This window comes from Dryocola mayonis (assembly GCF_051307045.1).
Lineage (GTDB): Bacteria > Pseudomonadota > Gammaproteobacteria > Enterobacterales > Enterobacteriaceae > Dryocola.
On record NZ_CP150452.1, the window covers coordinates 2,636,357 to 2,655,017 of the forward strand.

Consider the following 18,661-nt stretch of genomic DNA (forward strand, 5'->3'; position numbering starts at 1 on the left):
AAAAGCCGTGAGGAAGTATGCGCGTTCGTTCAGGTCAACTATTACCGCTGATAGCGGCGCTGTTTGCGCTGTATATCATCTGGGGCTCGACTTATTTTGCTATCGCCATCGGGGTAAAAAGCTGGCCGCCGTTTATGATGGCAGGCGCGCGCTTTATGAGCGCGGGTGTGCTTTTGCTAAGCGTGCTGTTGCTGCGGGGCCATAAGTTACCGGCAATAAAGCCGATGCTGAATGCCGCGCTGATTGGCGTGCTGCTGCTCGCCGTGGGCAATGGATTTGTGACCGTCGCGGAGCATCAGCACGTTCCCTCCGGCATCGCGGCGGTGATGGTCGCCACCGTGCCGCTGTTTACCCTGTGCTTCAGCCGCCTGTTCGGCATCCCCACGCGCAAGCTGGAATGGCTGGGCATCGCCATTGGCCTGGGCGGCATCGTCCTACTTAACAGCGGCGGCAACCTGAGCGGCAATCCCTGGGGCGCGGGTCTGATTCTGATAGGCTCGCTGAGCTGGGCATTTGGTTCCGTCTACGGCTCGCGCATCGAGCTGCCAAAGGGCCTGATGGCCGGTGCGATTGAAATGCTTGCTGCCGGCCTCGTGCTGCTTTGCGCCGCCGCGCTGTCAGGGGAACGCCTGACGGCGATGCCGACAGCCGCAGGTTTGCTGGCGGTAGGCTATCTGGCGCTCTTCGGCTCGATTATCGCCATCAGCGCCTACATGTACCTGATTCGCAACGTCGCACCGGCGGTGGCCACCAGCTACGCCTACGTAAACCCTGTGGTGGCGGTGCTTCTCGGCACGGGATTCGCCGGCGAAAGCCTCTCCCCCGTGGAATGGCTGGCGCTGGGGGTGATTATTTTCGCCGTCGTGCTGGTGACGCTGGGGAAATATCTTCTGCCCCCAAAGCCGGTAGTAACGGTATGTGAACCAGAAAAATAGTCAGCATGCGGGTGGCGTTTGCCACCCTTCGTCGCCGAGCTCGTGAATGCCGAGCGTATCGATCTCAGCATGGTGGCCGCCGCTGCAAATCCACTCTTCCAGCCTTTCCGCTAACGCCTCGTCGCTGAGTTTTTGGCGCCCTCTTAGCGCGCATTCCCACACCAGCAGCACGCGCCAGCCTTCCCCCAGCAAACGACGCATATCGCGCCGGTCGCGCTCAACGTTCTTGCCGATTTTCTCCAGCCAGAATTCGGTGCGCGTGGCGGGAACCTTAAACAGATAGCAGCCGTGGCGATGCCAGAAGCAGCCGTGGGTAAAGATGATGCAGCGATGGCTATCGATAATAAAATCGGGACGGCCGGCAAGCTGCTTGTCCTGAGCGCGAAAATCGAAACCGCACCCGGCCAGCAGGCCCGCCAGCCGCTTTTCAATGGCCGTATCGCGTGTGGCAATCGCGCGCATATTTTTGCTGCGCACTGCTTTGCTGTGGACATCGGCCATCTTTCCCTCCGTTTAGCGCTTTTTCACGGCCAGTTTTATTTTCTCTTCCAGAAGCTTAGCAACGGCGGCGAAGGCCGGCACCACAACCGAGTTACCAAACTGGCGGTAAGCCTGGGTATCAGAAACCGGAATGCGGAAGGCTTTTCCCTGCACCGCCTCAAAACCCATCAGCCGTGCGCACTCTCGCGGCGTTAAGCGACGCGGGCGACGCAGCTGGTTTTCCGCATCGTTGAAATCAAGCTCGCCAAGCGCTTTATCCCATCCGCGGTCAATCAGGATCTCCGCGCCGTCTTTGTAATAGCGCGCCGACAGCGTTCTTGCCACGCTCGCCGGATTGGTCGGGTCTACCAGACCATAGCCAAAGCCGTTACCTTTCGCCTGATGCTTCTTCGCGTAGTTATAAAGATATTTCCACAGCACCGGGGTGAGGACGTATTTAGCCTCGACCGTGGGCTCAAGCAGTTCGCCGAAGGTTGGGCGGCGCGACGGGTATAAGGCATTTAGCGCCCGCAGCGTGAAGTCCTGATGCAGGTTGAGATCGCGGCGGAAACCCACCAGCACGATACGTTCGCGGTGCTGGGGTAAAAAATGCTTTCCGTCGATGATTTTCGGATCGTTTGCGCCCGCGGCGGCGGCATCGGCCACCTCATAGCCCAGGCTATCAAGCGTTTCCATAATGATGCGGAAGGTATTGCCCTTATCATGGCTTTTGAGGTTCTTGACGTTTTCCAGCACAAAAATCGCCGGACGTTTGGCATCAATAATGCGGGCGACGTCGAAAAACAGCGTGCCCTGAGTTTCACAGGCAAAACCGTGGGCGCGGCCCAGCGCATTCTTTTTGGATACGCCGGCCAGGGAAAACGGCTGGCAAGGGAAGCCCGCCAGCAGAACGTCATGATCCGGCAGCGTCGCCCGGATATGCGCCGCGGCTTCCTCATCGCTAAGATCCGTGCGGTGGCTTTGCGTGATATCGCGAATATCTTCGTTGAACTGATGCTGCTGCGGGTCGCAGTACCAGTTGGCTTTGTAGGTTCTTACCGCGTGTTTATTCCACTCGCTGGTAAACACGCACTGCCCGCCAATCGCTTCAAATCCGCTGCGGATACCGCCGATGCCGGCGAACAGATCGATAAAGCGAAACGCGTATTGCGCGTGGTGGGCAGGCGGCGAAGGCAGCATGCTCTTTAGCATTTTGATTTCAACATCGACCAGCCGTTTGTTGGTCATTTTGCCGTTTACCCAGCGATTGATGGTTTCACGCGTCCAGGGACTTCCGCTGACGGCACGGAGTACCTCTGCCACCACCTTTTGATCGTAGATCTCGAGAACCTTTTTCAGGAGGCACAACTCTTCTTGCCTGTGTTTATCTGCGTTCCGTGACTGCTCAATAAGTTCATCAATGACCGGCTGTAACGCTTGCATGCTAGCTCCATCTGGGTTGAATGTGTGATGATCAATCACGGATTCAACCCTAACATAGCGATCTGCTTATGTATACGTTACGCCTGTATTCCAAAGCATTAAAATTACGAGCCTTTTAATCAAAACTGACGCTGGATTAAAGCTATTTTACGTTTACGCCAGGCCCGCAGCTTAACGCCTTTTTCAATAAATCCGGCCAAATGGCGGCCCAGTCAGAGTCGTGAGCCATAGCGGGCAATGTCTCAACCTGCGCGCACCGTGTTCCTGCCGCGCGCTGAAAACGTTCGGCCACCGCAGGCGGCACGGTAGTATCCGCACCACCGCTGAAATGAATTTGCGGCATCCCGGCAAGCTTCGGAGCAACAGTGATGGCGTTTATGGCGTCAGGCATCGCTGAAACCCGGTGCAGCGTATTGACATATGCTACGTCAAGATTCCCCGCGACCGTGCGCAGCGAATGTACATCGCTTCGCCGGGCTGCCAGCAGTGCGGCAATATTTCCACCGCCGGAGTACCCCACCAGTTCAATTTTCGCCCCAGGATAGCGCCGCATAACCAGACTGAGCGCGTTATTCATCGTCTCAATGACCAGGGGCGAAAAACGCTTATCGGTCCACCAGGAGGGCGTACAGACGGCGGGCAACGGCTGCCCCGTAAACTGGCAGGGACGCGCCAGATAAAGTACGTTGGGAGAAGGATCGGCTGCCGCCAGCATCAGGCCAACAGGATTATGCGGCGTGGGCTCGTCTGACGGACGCGAGCGGCTCTTCCAGGCAAACCCATCACCCTCAATGTAGACCCGCAATAATTTTACCGGCGGAGCGATCCGCTGCCAGGTGGCAAGCGTGAATCTTTCCGTTTGTAAATTTTCACCGATCAGCCTCTTTTCTTTCGCAAATGTGCTGCCGCGCACAAAGGGATCCTGACCCGTACAGCTACTAATGAAAAAAATTATAACAATCAATAAGCAGCCGCTAATTAGTTTATTGAAAAGCCGCATTTAAGCGCCTCAAAACGTGACGCACATCGCTACACGCTTAAAATTTAATGATACCCAAGAGAAATAATTAAACAGAGCTTATTGTTTTTTGCAACCAAATGTATATTCTTCGCCCGAATGGTATCAGATTAATCCGATCCCAGCTCAAAACCGCACATTAATTGTTAAGCAACATCGCGACGGTATCCATGAAGAAATCACGTATCAGCCAGCATGGCTCATTGCTGGTGGCATTAACCTCTGCGCAGGGATTGCTGGCAGCGCCAGCCCTCGCGGTGAGCGACTATACCATAACCAACTCGCAACCAGACGTTCAGATCTCCACCTCTTATGATGCCGTTTACATAACCGATCAGGGTACCGTTACCGGCACTCAGACGCATGCTCTTTCCGTCATTCAGGGCGTACTCGTCGGCACACTGGAAAACGCCGGTATCATTACCAGCACGGATTATTACGCGCTGAACATTGACGGAAGCATTAACAATATTAATAACCTGGGCGTGATTGAAAGCAGCGGTGACGCCGCCGATACCGTTCATCTGAGCGCAACAAGCCACATCGGTACCCTGACGAATAGCGGTACTATCTCTGGCTCAGCAGGCGGCTTTTATCCCGGGTTCAGCGGCGCTACTATTAACAACGCCGGTGTGATTAACACCCTGACGAATACGCAAAACGCTACCATCGGCGGTCATACAGCGATCAATAACACCGGGCAGATCGACGAACTGAATAACGCGGGCACTATCCGTATGGATAATAATAATTCCGGTTATTACTACGCCAATGCCGCCGTTTTAAACCAGGGAGCGATCGGTACATTCAATAATACCGGTTTGATCGACAGCGGTTCTTCAAATACCGGCTATAGCGAATCAGCCGTACTTAATCAGGGCACTATTACTACTTTCATCAACGACGGCACCATCAACAGCAATTACATTGCCTTGCAAAACCAGGGGGCGATTGATACGTTCACCAATAATGGTGAAATCAGCGGTGCTATCGTTGGTGTTTATAATAATTATTTCACTAACAGCAATTCTACTGTCGCTAACGGCAATATTGTTAATAACGGGCTTATCAGCAGTAACATCTATGCTATCTATAGCATTAATTACAATAATACGAATTCATCAGTTAATATCGTTAACTCGGGCAGGATCACCGGCAATAGCTACGCTATCTACAATAATGCTTACGGTAATAGTCTCACGACTACGATGACAATTGCCAACAGCGGCATTATTGAAGGTAATATTTTAAATAACAGTTCCTCGCCATTAATCATCGAAGGCGGCAACGGAAGTACCGGTATTCTGACCGGTATTAACGGCGTTGGGCAAATCGAAACCCCAAACAGCGATGTAATTTTCAGCACGGGCCGCCTGCTGCTTGATGACAATATCTTGACCAACGGCATCGCCAACAACGATGCGGCCTCGCTGCAAATCAACCATACGATTGAAATTACCGGTAACTACCATCAGGGCAGCAACGCGGAACTGATCGTCGGCGTGGCTGACGGGGCGATTGCCGAGGGCCGCTTCTAACGATACCGGCTATGGCCGTCTGGTAGTGAACGGTTCTGCGACTATTGACGCAGGTTCAGGCGTCAGCCTGGCCCGAACTGGTAACACCTACCAGTTCGCCGCCGGTCAGCGCTACGTAGTTATCGATGCCAACAGTACCGATACTAATTACAACGTGGACAGGTTACGCTACCAGGCCGCAGGTTATACCGGCGCAGCCACTGGCTCAACCTATGATGAAAATGGTCGTAGCGCGCTGGTCGTTACGCTGCAAGAGCCTGTCACGCCGCCGCCAACGACGACGCCGACGAATCCGACAACGCCAGTGACGCCGACTCAGCCAAACCCGGACCCAACGACGCCGGTGACGCCTGAACCAGTTCCGACAACGCCAAATACCCCGACAACGCCGGTAACGCCTGAACCAGTTCCGACCACGCCAAATACCCCGACGACGCCGGTAACGCCTGAGCCAGTTCCGGCAACGCCGGTGACGCCTGAGCCGGTCCCGACAACGCCAGCGGCGCCGGAGCCAACCACCAAACCGGGTTGGGCAACCATTCCGAACGCCACGGCAGCACTGGGCGGTCTGGGACGCTATTCAGGCATTTCGCCACGGCTGCTTGAGCTGTATAACGCCTCGCTGGCGATTACAGATCAAAAAGAAGCAAACCGCGTGGGCGAGCGCCTCTCCGCGAGCCAAAATATTAACGCAGGCACCGCGACAAACGTTGCCACCATGACGGCCATGTCCGTTGTTACCACCCACCTGGATACCGTTCGCAACGCGCAAACGGCAGGCGTAAGCGGCGTATCAACGGGGGATGCCTACAGCGACTGGCACCTCTGGGGTCAGCCATTCGGTGGTTATGCCCGCCAGGACAGCACCAGCAATATCAGTGGTTATAGCGCGAAATACGGCGGCCTGATCATCGGTGCTGACCGCGCGCTGGGCGAAGGCTGGCGCGTGGGCGGCGCCGTTAACTACAGCAACACTTCCGTTCACGGTAAAGATAACCTGAGCGGCAACACCTCTACCGCCGACAATTACGGCCTGATTAGCTATGCCGGCTACACCGGCAATCCGTGGTATATGAATTTGTCTGCCGGGGTCAACCGCCAGAATTATGACTCTACCCGCCGTGCAGACTTCACCGGTTTTTCCGGTAATGCGCAGGGTAAATTCAACGGTCAGTCTGTTACGCTGCAAAGTGAATTCGGTTATCCGCTCAGCCTGCCTGCTGGCCTGGTTGCCACGCCGCTGGCTGGCCTGGCTTATAGCTATCAACATGTTGACGGCTACAAAGAAACCGGTGGCAACGGCATGGCGCTGGACGTGAGTTCAAACCATACGCAGTCTGTCGTGAGCAATATTGGCGGGCGGCTGGAAAAAACCTTCGACACCGGTCTGGGTAATATGACGCCATTCGTTCAGGCGTCCTGGATCCACCAGTATGACACCAGCGAGACCAGCAGCACCGCAACCTACGCTGCCGACGCCATTGGCGAAACGAGTTTCACTTCCAGAGGCGTCGCACCGGTTAAAGATATGGCAGGCGTGGCTATCGGCAGCACGCTGTATGACGCTAATGATTTAAGCCTTGATGCGCGTTACGATCTGCAGACGGGCGAGCGTTATCAGGCGCATACCTTCAGCCTGCGTTTACGCAAGTTGTTCTAAAACAATCGATTAACGATAATACGCAACGGGGCTTTAAGGCCCCGTTTTTTTTGCTCATTTGAATTTCTACCGTATTCGACAGATAGTGAGGGTTTCGGCGACATGTGAACCCTTATGACCTCTACCCTTTTAAAAAGCGCAGCGCTGGTTTTGTTGGCGATTCTCATCTGGACCGGCATCAATGCCGCGGACAAAACAACCTGGCTGATGGAAGTCACGCCGGTGCTGATCGTCGTGCCCTTACTGTGGGCGACATATGCGCACTATCCATTAACCCCTGTGCTTTATACGCTGATATTTTTTCACGCCATTATTCTGATGATTGGCGGTCAGTATACCTACGCCAAAGTGCCGATCGGTTTTGACGTACAGGCCTGGCTTGGGCTGAGCCGCAATCCTTACGATAAACTCGGTCACTTTTTCCAGGGGCTGGTTCCGGCGTTGGCAGCCAGAGAAATCCTTATCCGCGGCCAGTACGTACACGGACGCAAAATACTCGGTTTCGTGGTGTGCTGCATTGCGCTGGCGATAAGCGCCCTTTATGAACTTATCGAATGGTGGGCGGCGCTGGCCATGGGCCAGGACGCTGAACTTTTCCTGGGTACCCAGGGCGATCCGTGGGATACCCAGTCGGATATGTTTTGCGCCCTGCTGGGCGCGCTTACCTCGGTGATCTTTCTGGCGGGTTATCACCAGCGCCAGCTTGTTAGCCGCTTACGATAATACGTTTAGCGCCCGGGAGAAAACTGCTCAATCACCTCGTTGTCGAGATGGTGGTAGTCGCCTTTGAGCTCGGCGCACAGCTTCGCCATATAATGCACCAGAAAATCGGCGTTATGGCGCGCCAGCTCCCGGCCCGCTTCGGTTTGCATCGTTGCGGGAAGTTTCAAAAGCTTTTTCTGGAAGTGGTCGAGCGCGTAAGTGGCGTCGTCCAGCTCCCTTTTTCCGGCAAGCGGATCCTCGCTGTCAAACAAGGGCCGTCCCAACGCGCCGGAGGTATAGAAAACCCGTGCAAGGCCTATCGCGCCTAACGATTCAAGCCGGTCGGCGTCCTGAACGATCTTAGCTTCGAGCGTTTGTGGCTCAATGCCGGCGCTGAAGCTGTGCGCACGAACCGCATGCGCTACGGCGTCATACAGTTCGTGAGGAAAATCGGGGAAGTGGTTATCAAGGATGCGCAACGTTTCGACCGCGGCCTGGCCAGAAGCCAGATGTCGCTCCGGGTGGTTTTTCGGCAGGTTGACGATGTCATGGAAGTAACAGGCGGTTAGCACCACCAGGCGATCGGCCTCCGTTCCCGCCATCATCCGCTGCGCGGTTTTCCAGACGCGATGAAAATGCGCCACGTCATGGGCCTTATCATCCTGCAGCCAGTTGCCGTGCAGGTACTCTTCAAAACGCGCTTGCCAGTGGGCTATCGGCATACGTACTCCTCGTTTCGTTGCTAAACCCCGTACCTAATATGAGTACAGGATCACAAAATTAGCAAGAAAGAGTCGGCCACCGGCAATGCTTTAAAACCTCACTGCCGATGAAAATCGTCGCGCGGCCGCGTGTACCAGGCAATCCAGCCAAGCACGGCCGCCACCGAACCCAGCACCAGCAGCCCCATTAACGCCCCGAGCAGTTTTCCGCCTAACGAGCCCATTTCTCCGCCGGTCACGCTGCTGACCACCCAAAAATAACGCACCATCGCCCAGACGATATACAAACAAAATCCATAAAATAGCCACAGGGCTATTTTGCCGCCCGGCGTGCGGACAGGTTTCTTATCCTTAACGTTCGACATAGCCATCTCAACTCAAAAGCATGGGTTTTACGGTAAAACCACCGTCCTTAGGATGTGATTTTTATCACATTTTTATCGGTTGTTAACAGCCGGAACGCTGTTTTTTGCCCGTAATCCTTCTTTAAAAGGTCAACTGGCGAATTAACAAACGCCGCGGAAACAGGCGTTTTACCTGCTCATTCGCCAGCGTGGCTGCCTCAGGTCGCCCGGGCATATAAATTATGAATACAATTGAGTTAAAAATAGCCATAGTAAATAATTGCGTCGACTCAGCTCACTTGTGACCCCTGTCGTTGAAGTGATTTTCATTAAGTGCTTGAATAATGGCGACGAGAGCAATCGCCCCGGTATTTTCAGTTCTGTTCAAACGATGACTTTGCGAGCAAGAAAAATGATTAAGTGGCCCTGGAAAGTAAGTGATTCATCCACTGTCCCGGCTTTACCCTGGGAGGAGGCTTTAGCTATTCCCGTGCTGGCAGCGCTCACCCCCGTTGAACAGCAAAAGCTGATTCGTCTTGCCGAGCGTTTTTTACAGCAAAAAAGGCTGGTCGCGCTGCAGGGCTTCGAGCTCGACGAGCTGAAAAGCACCCGTATCGCGCTGCTGTTCTGCCTGCCGGTTATGGAACTTGGCCTGGAGTGGCTGGATGGTTTTCATGAGATCCTCCTCTACCCTGCCCCCTTTGTCGTGGATGACGAGTGGGAGGATGACATTGGCCTGGTGCATAACCAGCGCGTGGTGCAGTCGGGGCAAAGCTGGCAGCAGGGGCCTATTGTGCTGAACTGGCTGGACGTGCAGGACTCCTTCGACGCCTCGGGTTTCAACCTGATTATCCATGAGGTCGCCCACAAGCTGGATATGCGCAACGGCGATCGCGCAAGCGGCGTGCCGCTGGTTGCCCTGCGGGACGTTGCGGCATGGGAGCACGATCTGCATGCCGCGATGAGCAACATTCAGGACGAGATCGATCTGGTAGGCGAAAACGCCGCCAGCATCGATGCCTACGCCGCCACGGAGCCGGCGGAATGCTTCGCGGTGCTTTCAGAGTATTTCTTCAGCGCGCCAGAGCTGTTCGCGCCGCGCTTCCCGTCCCTTTATCAAAGGTTTCGCATGTTCTACGGCCAGGATCCGCTACAACGCCTGCGCAGAAGTGAAAACCCCCATGAGCCAGAGGGTAAAACGGTGCATTAATTCAACAAGTTGATTTTAATTTGCTCATTTGAATCAATACGTTATTTTATGCATTGACTCTTTTTAACCGCGAGGCTACTATTCGCCTCGTTCAAACGATTCCTCTGTAGTTCAGTCGGTAGAACGGCGGACTGTTAATCCGTATGTCACTGGTTCGAGTCCAGTCAGAGGAGCCAAATTTAAGAAGCCCGCTTAAGGAAACTTAAGCGGGCTTTTTGCTTTTCAGCACTTTTACTTTGCCGGAACAATCACCAGTTTGCCGGTTACATGCCCACCGGCGCTGACCTCATGCGCTTCTGCCGTCTTCTCAAGCGGATAGGTTTTTTCGACAGGGATGGCATACCGCTCATCACGGAAAAGGCGGTTTATCTCTGTGAGGACGCCGTCAGGATCCTCCGGCGGACCTTTGGAGAAGCGGGCGCCATATTGTTCCGCAGAAAAATCGGCGACGGAGACAACCCGCGACGGTATGCCAGCGATGGCGATTAGCTGCGGAATGATGCCTGAACCGGCAACGTCAAGGGCCGCGTCAACGCCTTGCGGAGCAAGTTTGCAGACTCTTTCCCTGAGGCCCGGGCCATAGGTCGTGGGGGTAGCACCCAGCCTGCGAAGGTAATCGTGGTTCTTTAAGCTCGCGGAACCAATTACGTTAATTCCGCGGGAGCGGGCGATCTGAACGACGGCCGTGCCGATACCTCCTGCGGCGCCGCTGACAAAAAGCGTCTCTCCCGGCTTAAGCTGAAGATCGTCAAGGCTTCTTAAAGCCGTCTCGGTGACTACGGAAATGCTTCCGGCCGCTTCAAAAGACATCTGCGCGGGTTTGTGTACCCAGTGGGTAAGGATGGCGTATTCGGCCGCGGTGTTTCTGCCCAGGCCGAATACCGCGTCTCCCGGCAGCACGCCCTGAACGCCTGCGCCGAGCTGGTCGACGATACCGGACGCCTCAACGCCTAACCCCGCAGGAAATTCAACCTCATCAAAATCACGGTACATTCCGGCTCTTCTTTTCCAGTCGGACGGGTTAACGCCCGCGGCGCTGACCGTAATTCTTATTTCGCCGGCCTGCGGAGCAGGCATGGCAATATCGGTTATATACATCACTTCCGGACCGCCATATTCGCTGTACCTTACGGCTTTCATCAATCTTTCCTCCTGTGGGTTTTATATGCTGAGCGTGGAAATTGCAGGCTTTTATTTCCCCGCCTTTTGATGGGTTGTATTTATTCGAATACCGTACAGCACCAGCGGTACAGCGATAATATTGACGGCCGCCGCCGCAAGCCACACCGCCCCGGGCCAGCTATTGCCCACTGAGAAATAAAAAGCAGAGAAAAAAAGCGGGGCGATAACCGATGACAGGCTGACGGCCGATGACAGAAGGCCCTGAAGCTGGCCCTGGAGATCGCCGCCGGCCTGGCGGCTGGCCAGAGCCTGCAGGGCCGGGGTGCCAACGCCGCCAAGCGCGAAAACAGGCATCACGGCAAAGATCATCCAGCCTTGCGTCGCGAAGGCCATGCAGCAAAGGGCCAGACATAAAGCGCCAATGCCTGATAAAACGGCGCCCCGCTCGCCCAGAAGATTTGTGGCCGGGCCTGGCAGGAAGATCTGCGCCAGGGTCTGGAAAAGACCAAAGGCGCCCAAAGATATTCCCACCTGAAAGCCATCCCAGCCGAAAGCAGCTTTTCCCCACATTGCCCAGCAAATACCGCTCGCCTCTCCGGCAAAGCTAAGAATAAAAAAAACGAACGCTACAGGGGCGATACGATTTTTCAGCAGCAGGCGACGCAGCGGCTGCAGAGGATTAAAGGTCGTCAGACGAAATGCTTCCCGCGTTCCTTTGCAGGTTTCAGGCAGCACAAGCAGCACCAGCAGGAAATTGCCGGCGTTAAGCAACGCGGCTATCAAAAAAGGCAGACGGATCCAGTATTCGCTCAGCAGGCCGCCGAGCACGGGGCCAATGATAAAGCCAATACCAAACATGGCGTTGAACAGGCCGAAATGCCTTACCCGCTTTTCCGGCGCAGATAAATCAGTGAGGCAGGCCATCGCCACCGGCAGGCTGGCCCCGGTGATACCAGCAATGAGACGGCCCAGAATCAATAAGGGTAAGGAGGCGGCAAAAGTCATGAAAATATAGCTGATGGTTGCGCCGCCAAGGGCGCACAGCAGAACGGTCCGGCGCCCAAGCCTGTCGCTTAACGCGCCTGCCAGCGGCGAGAATATGAACTGCATCAGGGCGTACAGCGTGGTGAGGATGCCGACGAAAAGGGCTACATTCTGAACATGCGTAATATCCTTAAGCAAATCGGGCAGCACGGGGAAAATAATCCCAAGTCCCATAGCATCAAGGATAACGGTAATAAAAACGGCAATAAGGGGGTTCTTCATTCAGCGTTCCTGTCGATAATCAGTCCAGACGCAGATTGCGCTGAAGGCTGATAACAAAGCCGCGATGATTTCGTGCGGCTTTCCGGATACGCTGACCGCGTGCGTGTTGCACAGGGTGTATGTGGCGACCACCTACGGCAGTCGCTTTTTCGCGAGGTTAACAATACAGGATAACGGCCAGGCTGCCTGGTTGTTCACAATAAACGAAGGCGTCTGATCCTTTACCCGGCGCCATTATCCTTTTCGTTTATGCTCTTGTAAACAGTTCCCAGAATATCGCTGCCGTCGGTGAAATTCCGCTGCGCATGGAAAGATGATTGCAACGTTTCCAGCAATACCTGAGCCGCCGTCGATAGCAGTAAAATACACGTAACGCATAAGTTATTTCCTGTGTCGATGATATGTGGTCAACAATAGGCTAGCGGCAATAAAATGCAGCAGCGAAGGAAGGCCCGCAGGCCTTCCCTTGCGGAGCTACTTTAGCGCAATGCGCGCCACGCTATCCGGTCCTTTAGTCGAGCTGTCTTCGTTAAAGGCCTGTTTCAAAGAAACGTACAGCGTTTCGCCGTCCGCTGAAACCAGCAGGCTGTTCGGGCTGGTCTCGAACGACCAGCTGTTTTTTACCGCATAGCTGGTGGCATCCAGCTGCAGCACTTTCTTCGACTCGCGCTGGCTGATGTAGATCTCATTGCGTCTGGCGTTAAACTTGATGCCCAGCGCATCCCCTTCAATACGTTTAATGACCTTGCCCGTATGGATATCCAACACCAGCGTGGTTTTAGCTTTGGAATCGTCGGTGACGAACAGGCGGCCGGTGGCCGGATCTTCTGCCATATTCAGGAACAGATACTCTTTGCCGTCGCCCGGCGTCCAGCGCTGCTCGATTTTATGGCTGCGCGGATTAATGACCACAATCTCTCCGCCGCCGTTGGCGGCATAAACGCGCCCGGTCAGCGGTGAATAGATAATGCCCGTCACCCATTTGCCGGCGTTTTTAATGGTGGCTTTGACCTTAAACGTTTTGGTGTCGATAACGTTAATGAAGCCGGGATCGGCCACGCGCCCGACGTACAGCTCGTCGCCGTGCAGCAGCATCTCGCGCGCGCCAACCGCATCGCCGTCTTTATCCTTACCGCCGCCCAGCGCCAGGCGTTGCAGCACCTTGCCGCTTTGCGCATCCACTTTGGACAGGGTGCCGTCCAGCGAATTGGTGACGTAGAGAATATTGCCTTCGTCATCGATCGCCATACCGAAGTTTTTCAGATCGGTATGGGTCTCGCCTTTGGTGGCAAGCGTAGCCGGGTCGAGGCGATACAGCACTCCGCCGTTCACGTCTTTAAAGCCCTGCGCGCTGGCAACATACAGCGCGTGGGCGGCAGGTGAATACGCCATTTCATACAGCCCATCGCCTAATACACGCTGCGTCACCGCCTGCGCAACCGCCGGTTTCGCCGCCGCCGGAGCTTCAGCTTTTTTGGCAGGCGCCTGACAGGGCCGTCAGGCTCAAGGCGGCGATGACCGCTGCGGCAAGCGCGGCTTTACGCGAACTGAAAAACGATTTCATTCTGAACTCCATCAAGGGATGAACGGTTCCCGCGAGGACTGGCCGCGCGGGAAGGTAGAAGAAAGAATGAGAATCATACGCATTAACGAAAACTAAGCAAATCAACGCCGATGGACGCCGCGACGGGACGCCCGCGTCGACCGCGGAAAACGCTCTGTCCTTCATCGCTGCCGCTATTTTTCGCCCGTTTTTCACGCTTATAAAACCAAAGCTTCACTAATCAACCGGTCAGTATTATGTGTAATCATATGATTAATATCGTATTTACAAATATTTACATATTTGAATGAAACCTTTTTAGAATTATTAAAGCAAATGATTATCATTAGCCTTCTCAATTTATACGCTTCTCTCTTTCATGCGCTGCGCGACGGCAGATTTTCTGCTGCTGTTTCCGTACCGCGCGTCCATAACAAAAGAAGCGATACCACAGCAGAGCACGCTCATTTTCACGGGAAATATTATGTCTTTGAATCGCAGGGAAACTCGCGCAGAAGCACCTGCTTCTGGCATCCGTAAAACGTTTACGCTGTCGTCATTGGCGATGATCATACACGCCCTGCTCAGCCCGCTTCCGGCGCAGGCAAGCGAAACCGGCACCGCTTCGGCTAACGGTAATAGCCCGGAGGTTATGGTGGTGGACGCCGCCGCCAGCGGCGCGGCCGAAGACGAGCAGCAGGACTACCAGATCAAAACCACGCGCGCCGGCACCGGGCTGCTGCTGACCCCGCGCGACGTGCCGCAGTCGGTCAGCGTGGTGACCCAGCAGCGTATGCAGGATCAGCAGCTGCGGAGCGTTACCGATGTGCTGAATAACACCACCGGCATCACCAGCAACCTGGTCGACAGCGAACGCTCCGAGTACTACTCCCGCGGTTTCAAAATCACTAACTTCACCTTTGACGGCATCCCCACTTCGGTTGGCGACTCATGGAACTACGGCGATGCCGCTTCGGACACGGCTATTTATGACCGTATCGAAGTGGTACGCGGCGCCACCGGCCTGATGACCGGCGCGGGCAGCCCATCAGCCTCGGTTAACATGGTGCGCAAACACGCGGACAGCAAGGTGTTTACCGGCAACGTCAGCGCCAGCTACGGCAGCTGGGACAACCAGCGCTATGTCGCCGATGTCGCAGGCCCGCTGAACGGGGACGGTTCGCTGCGCGGCCGCGTAGTGACCGGCTATCAGGACGCAGACAGCTGGCTGGACCGCTATCATAAAAGCAAAAAATTCATCTATGGCGTGCTGGATGCGGATATCACCGAACGCACAACCTTGTCGCTGGGCTACGACTATGAAGACGCCGACACCGGCAACCCCACCTGGGGCGGCCTGCCGATGTTTTACAGCGACGGTTCGCTGACCCACTACGACCGCAGCCTGAACTCCTCCGCCGACTGGACCCGCTATCACACCAACGCGCGTAAAGTGTACGCCGACCTGGTACATAATTTTGATAGCGGCTGGAGCGTCCACCTTAACGGCACCCACGCGGAAAACACCTTTAGCGATAAGCTGCTGTACGTTATGGATTATCCGGACAGGAGCAGCGGCGAAGGCGTGACCGGTTACGGCAGCATGGACCGCGGCAAGCGTGAACTCACCTCGGTCGATGGCTACGCCAGCGGCCCGTTCAGCCTGCTGGGCCGCCAGCATCAGCTGATGGCCGGCGTCAGCTACAACCGCCAGCATAACGCCACCTACAGCCAGGACGGCATTACCGATCCTGATAACTACAACATCGCCGCCGGCGATATGGGCGCCTTTAACAATAGCTGGAATGGCGATATTGCCGAGCCGCAGTGGCAGGGCTGGTACAGGAACGCGAACGATGTGATCCGCCAGAAATCCGCCTACAGCGCCGCGCGCTTCTCGCTGGCCGACCCGCTGTCGCTGATTTTGGGCGCGCGTTATACCCAGTGGAGCACCAACGGCAGCAGCGGCGATATGGAAAAAAACAACGTCACGCCGTACGCGGGCCTGGTGTATGACATAAACGATACCTGGTCGGCCTACGCCAGCTATACCTCCATCTTCCAGCCGCAAACCTATCGCGACAGCGCCGGCGGCTACCTGTCGCCGGTTACCGGTAAAAGTTATGAAACCGGCCTGAAGTCCGCCTGGCTCGACGGCCGTCTGACCGCCACCGTCGCGGTGTTCCGTATCGAGCAGGACAACGTCGGCAGCGAAGAGAACGGGGTGTATGTTAACAACAGCAGCGAGCAGGGCCTATTACGCAACCAAGGGCGCGCGGAGTAAAGGAGCGGAGTTTGAGCTCAACGGCGCGCTTACCGACAATCTGCAGCTGACGTTTGGGGCGACGCGCTACGTCGCGCGTGACAAGGACGGCCGCTACAACCCGGACCAGCCGCAAACCGACTTCAAGCTGTTTAGCCGTTACCAGGTGCCGACGCTGCCGGAGCTGGCCATTGGCGGCGGCATCAACTGGCAGAACCGCGTGTTTGAAGACGTCAGCGCGCCGGATGGCAGCACCCGGCGCGTTTATCAGGGCAGCTACCCGCTGGCCAGCCTTTTTGCCCGTTACCAGGCCACCAGACAGATAGCGGTGCAGGCAAACGTCAATAATCTGTTTGACCGCTCCTACTACACCTACATGAATAACTATGTGTACGGCGAGCCGCGTAACTTCTCGGTGAGCCTGTCCTATCAATTCTGACGGTCAGCCGCCGCGTTTTGGATGAACAGGATGCGGCGGCTGAGAACGGCGGGCAAGTATTCACTTCCCCGCCCTGCTCATCAGTACCGGCCGGCAAGCGTTGCTTCCAGGCGGAATACTTTTACCATTTCGCGCAAGTGCTGCGCCTGCTCGTTGAGCGAGGCCGCCGCCGCTACGGACTCCTCCACCAGACAGGAGTTCTGCTGCGTGGTGGTATCAATCATGCCGATAGCGGTATTGATCTGCGAAATGCCCTCCGTCTGCTCCTGGCTTGCCTGCTTGATCTCGCTGAGGATGCCGTCCATCTCCTCAACGTTGCTGACCATGCCGGTAATCTGCTGGTTTGCCGTCTGCACCAGGTCCATCCCCTCCCGCGTTTGCGAAGTCGAATTTTCAATCAGGCTGCGGATCTCGCTGGCGGAGGAAGCGCTTTTTTGCGCCAGCTGGCGTACTTCGCCGGCTACAACGGCAAAACCTCGCCCGTGCTCGCCGGCGCGTGCCGCTTCAACCGCGGCGTTCAGCGCGAGGATATTGGTCTGGAAAGCGATGGAGTCAATCAGGTTGATAATGTCGGACATGCGGTTAGAGGTGTCGTTAATCAAACGCATTTTACTGGTCACCTGAGACATCATCTGCCCGTTTCTCTTCACCACGTTTGCTACATCCGCCGAAAGACGGGTGGCGACGTTGGTGTGATCGTAGGTGTTTTTCACCGTTGAGGTAATCTGCTCCATAGAGGCCGCGGTTTCTTCAACGGAGCTGGCCTGTTCTTCGGTACGCGCCGCCAGATCGTGGTTGCCGGCGACAATCTGCGCCGCCGCCGTAGAGATGTTTTCCGAGCCTTTTTGCACCTCGCGCACTATCTCCTGCAGACGCATCTTCATTGCCATCAGCGCGCCAAGCAAAACGCCCGTTTCATCGCGATGATGGGCGTCAATGCTGTGGGATAAATCACCTTCGGCAATCGCCTGGGCAAACTCAACCGCCTGGCCCAAAGGCCGGGTGATAGAGCGAACGATAAACCAGCCGATAACCATTGCCAGCACGATGCTCAACAGCGTAATCAGCACCAGCAGCAGGCGATTGTTACGGTAATCCTTTTCCACCTCCGCCCCGGCGGCCCGCATTTGCTCATTCTGGATGGCGATTAGCGCCTGGACTTTCGCCTTATATTTTTTCTGCACCTCAACGGTGGTGGACATCATCTCATCAAGCGCCGCCGCCCGGTCGTTAAGCTGTACCGCCTGCAGAATACGGAAGCGGGAATCCAGATACTCTTTGCGCACCGCGGCAATCTCATCAAGCACCCGGCGCGATTTTTCGTCCTGGCGGGCCTTGTTAAGGTTATCAAGCAAGGCGGTAATGCGCGCGCTAAGCTCGGTCAGCCGCTTCTCAGAGGCGGCGCGAAAAATCCCTTTATCGTCGAGCAGCATCAGCTGCTGCACGTTAATAAAGTCCTGGAAATTCTCAATAAGCTGATTGGCTTTTACCGTGGTGGGGTAGTCGACCGTAATAATATTTTGCATCCCGTTATTTGCCTTGCTCAGGCTAAGCAATGAGAGGCCGGAGGTGAAAATTATCAGCGCAATAAAGAAGGCGAAAGCCAGGGTTAATTTGGTGCGAATTTTTACGTCATGTAAAGACATAGCTGCTCCCTTCGGGTGAATTATCCTTATCAATAGAGGCCATCAGCCGCTGTGTTATCGATGAGGCGAACAAAAAGAAAAACGAACGCGGAGAAACCGCTGAAGGACATATCGGACGCTGAGGGAGTAACTTTATGAATTTGATCGGTTTTGTTTTACAAAAAACAAATTTCGATAGTTAATAACTATTAATTTACCTTAATCGATCGATGATTAGAAATATTGAACACTTTTGCAACCTTAATCTTTCCGGCCAGCAAAAAAACGCCCAGCTTATATTCCCGAATCAAAAAAGCTTCAGAAATATAAGCTGGGCGCTGCGAGCTGAAT

The 18,661-nt window shown here is 55.1% G+C and carries 13 protein-coding genes, 1 tRNA gene and 2 pseudogenes; 7 read left to right on the forward strand and 9 right to left on the reverse strand.

The genetic code is table 11. The annotated features are described in order from the left end of the window. Positions 1-17: 17 nt before the first annotated feature. On the forward strand, positions 18-935 hold the full coding sequence (gene yedA, locus WLO32_RS12805; protein WP_435945477.1) for a drug/metabolite exporter YedA: 918 nt from the start codon (positions 18-20) through the stop codon (positions 933-935). On the opposite strand, the gene WLO32_RS12810 is transcribed toward yedA, so the two are convergent. From WLO32_RS12810 to WLO32_RS12820, 3 genes are all read right to left on the reverse strand, one after another. Beyond that, entirely contained in the window at positions 936-1,436 is a 501-nt protein-coding gene (locus tag WLO32_RS12810) for a very short patch repair endonuclease (protein WP_435945478.1), read from the reverse strand. A 12-nt stretch (positions 1,437-1,448) separates the two neighbouring features. Further along, entirely contained in the window at positions 1,449-2,858 is a 1,410-nt protein-coding gene (locus tag WLO32_RS12815) for a DNA cytosine methyltransferase (RefSeq protein WP_435945479.1), read from the reverse strand. Between the two features lie 142 nt (positions 2,859-3,000). Continuing rightward, complete coding sequence (locus tag WLO32_RS12820; protein WP_435945480.1) at positions 3,001-3,858, reverse strand: alpha/beta fold hydrolase; 858 nt, start codon at positions 3,856-3,858, stop codon at positions 3,001-3,003. Positions 3,859-4,046: 188 nt separating this feature from the next. Here WLO32_RS12820 and WLO32_RS12825 point away from each other — a divergent pair, with 188 nt between their 5' ends. The 3 genes from WLO32_RS12825 to WLO32_RS12835 all read left to right on the forward strand — a co-directional run bounded on the left by WLO32_RS12825 (position 4,047) and on the right by WLO32_RS12835 (position 7,797). After that, positions 4,047-5,414 (forward strand): beta strand repeat-containing protein, encoded by a 1,368-nt coding sequence (locus WLO32_RS12825; RefSeq protein WP_435945481.1) that lies wholly within the window; start codon positions 4,047-4,049, stop codon positions 5,412-5,414. Beyond that, the gene (locus WLO32_RS12830; protein WP_435945482.1) at positions 5,395-7,074 is read left to right on the forward strand and encodes an autotransporter outer membrane beta-barrel domain-containing protein; all 1,680 of its coding nucleotides are present in this window, start codon (positions 5,395-5,397) and stop codon (positions 7,072-7,074) included. Before WLO32_RS12825 ends, WLO32_RS12830 begins: the two co-directional genes overlap by 20 nt. A gap of 114 nt (positions 7,075-7,188) precedes the next feature. Next, positions 7,189-7,797, forward strand: coding sequence for a DUF2238 domain-containing protein (locus tag WLO32_RS12835; RefSeq protein WP_435945483.1), 609 nt, complete (start codon positions 7,189-7,191; stop codon positions 7,795-7,797). A 5-nt stretch (positions 7,798-7,802) separates the two neighbouring features. On the opposite strand, the gene WLO32_RS12840 is transcribed toward WLO32_RS12835, so the two are convergent. Both WLO32_RS12840 and drpB read right to left on the reverse strand, forming a co-directional pair. Continuing rightward, on the reverse strand, positions 7,803-8,498 hold the full coding sequence (locus WLO32_RS12840; protein WP_435945484.1) for a phosphohydrolase: 696 nt from the start codon (positions 8,496-8,498) through the stop codon (positions 7,803-7,805). 98 nt (positions 8,499-8,596) lie between these two features. After that, positions 8,597-8,863: a cell division protein DrpB gene (gene drpB, locus WLO32_RS12845; protein ID WP_435945485.1), complete on the reverse strand. Its 267-nt coding sequence runs from the start codon at positions 8,861-8,863 to the stop codon at positions 8,597-8,599. Between the two features lie 391 nt (positions 8,864-9,254). Between drpB and mtfA the strand changes: the two genes are divergently transcribed. Both mtfA and WLO32_RS12855 read left to right on the forward strand, forming a co-directional pair. Next, positions 9,255-10,052, forward strand: coding sequence for a DgsA anti-repressor MtfA (gene mtfA / locus WLO32_RS12850; RefSeq protein WP_435945486.1), 798 nt, complete (start codon positions 9,255-9,257; stop codon positions 10,050-10,052). Between the two features lie 100 nt (positions 10,053-10,152). Beyond that, positions 10,153-10,228, forward strand: a tRNA-Asn gene (locus WLO32_RS12855). Between the two features lie 55 nt (positions 10,229-10,283). Here WLO32_RS12855 and WLO32_RS12860 read toward each other — a convergent pair. From WLO32_RS12860 to WLO32_RS12870, 3 genes and pseudogenes are all read right to left on the reverse strand, one after another. After that, positions 10,284-11,192: an NADP-dependent oxidoreductase gene (locus WLO32_RS12860; RefSeq protein ID WP_435945487.1), complete on the reverse strand. Its 909-nt coding sequence runs from the start codon at positions 11,190-11,192 to the stop codon at positions 10,284-10,286. A 51-nt stretch (positions 11,193-11,243) separates the two neighbouring features. After that, a complete protein-coding gene (locus tag WLO32_RS12865; RefSeq protein WP_435945488.1) occupies positions 11,244-12,440 on the reverse strand; it encodes a TCR/Tet family MFS transporter in 1,197 nt (398 codons plus the stop codon). A gap of 474 nt (positions 12,441-12,914) precedes the next feature. Continuing rightward, positions 12,915-14,004: pseudogene (locus WLO32_RS12870) on the reverse strand (hypothetical protein). 463 nt (positions 14,005-14,467) lie between these two features. On the opposite strand from WLO32_RS12870, the pseudogene fhuE reads away from it, so the two are divergent. Further along, positions 14,468-16,685, forward strand: a pseudogene (gene fhuE, locus WLO32_RS12875) (ferric-rhodotorulic acid/ferric-coprogen receptor FhuE). A gap of 80 nt (positions 16,686-16,765) precedes the next feature. Here fhuE and WLO32_RS12880 read toward each other — a convergent pair. Beyond that, positions 16,766-18,331, reverse strand: coding sequence for a methyl-accepting chemotaxis protein (locus WLO32_RS12880; RefSeq protein WP_435945489.1), 1,566 nt, complete (start codon positions 18,329-18,331; stop codon positions 16,766-16,768). Between the last annotated feature and the right edge of the window lie 330 nt (positions 18,332-18,661).

Excerpts from the sequence above, each read along its gene's own strand:
- yedA (WP_435945477.1), top strand. The coding sequence starts at position 18 with ATGCGCGTTCGTTCAGGTCAACTATTACCGCTGATAGCGGCGCTGTTT.
- WLO32_RS12810 (WP_435945478.1), bottom strand. The coding sequence starts at position 1,436 with ATGGCCGATGTCCACAGCAAAGCAGTGCGCAGCAAAAATATGCGCGCG.
- WLO32_RS12815 (WP_435945479.1), bottom strand. The coding sequence starts at position 2,858 with ATGCAAGCGTTACAGCCGGTCATTGATGAACTTATTGAGCAGTCACGG.
- WLO32_RS12820 (WP_435945480.1), bottom strand. The coding sequence starts at position 3,858 with ATGCGGCTTTTCAATAAACTAATTAGCGGCTGCTTATTGATTGTTATA.
- WLO32_RS12825 (WP_435945481.1), top strand. The coding sequence starts at position 4,047 with ATGAAGAAATCACGTATCAGCCAGCATGGCTCATTGCTGGTGGCATTA.
- WLO32_RS12835 (WP_435945483.1), top strand. The coding sequence starts at position 7,189 with ATGACCTCTACCCTTTTAAAAAGCGCAGCGCTGGTTTTGTTGGCGATT.
- WLO32_RS12840 (WP_435945484.1), bottom strand. The coding sequence starts at position 8,498 with ATGCCGATAGCCCACTGGCAAGCGCGTTTTGAAGAGTACCTGCACGGC.
- drpB (WP_435945485.1), bottom strand. The coding sequence starts at position 8,863 with ATGTCGAACGTTAAGGATAAGAAACCTGTCCGCACGCCGGGCGGCAAA.
- mtfA (WP_435945486.1), top strand. The coding sequence starts at position 9,255 with ATGATTAAGTGGCCCTGGAAAGTAAGTGATTCATCCACTGTCCCGGCT.
- WLO32_RS12860 (WP_435945487.1), bottom strand. The coding sequence starts at position 11,192 with ATGAAAGCCGTAAGGTACAGCGAATATGGCGGTCCGGAAGTGATGTAT.
- WLO32_RS12865 (WP_435945488.1), bottom strand. The coding sequence starts at position 12,440 with ATGAAGAACCCCCTTATTGCCGTTTTTATTACCGTTATCCTTGATGCT.
- WLO32_RS12880 (WP_435945489.1), bottom strand. The coding sequence starts at position 18,331 with ATGTCTTTACATGACGTAAAAATTCGCACCAAATTAACCCTGGCTTTC.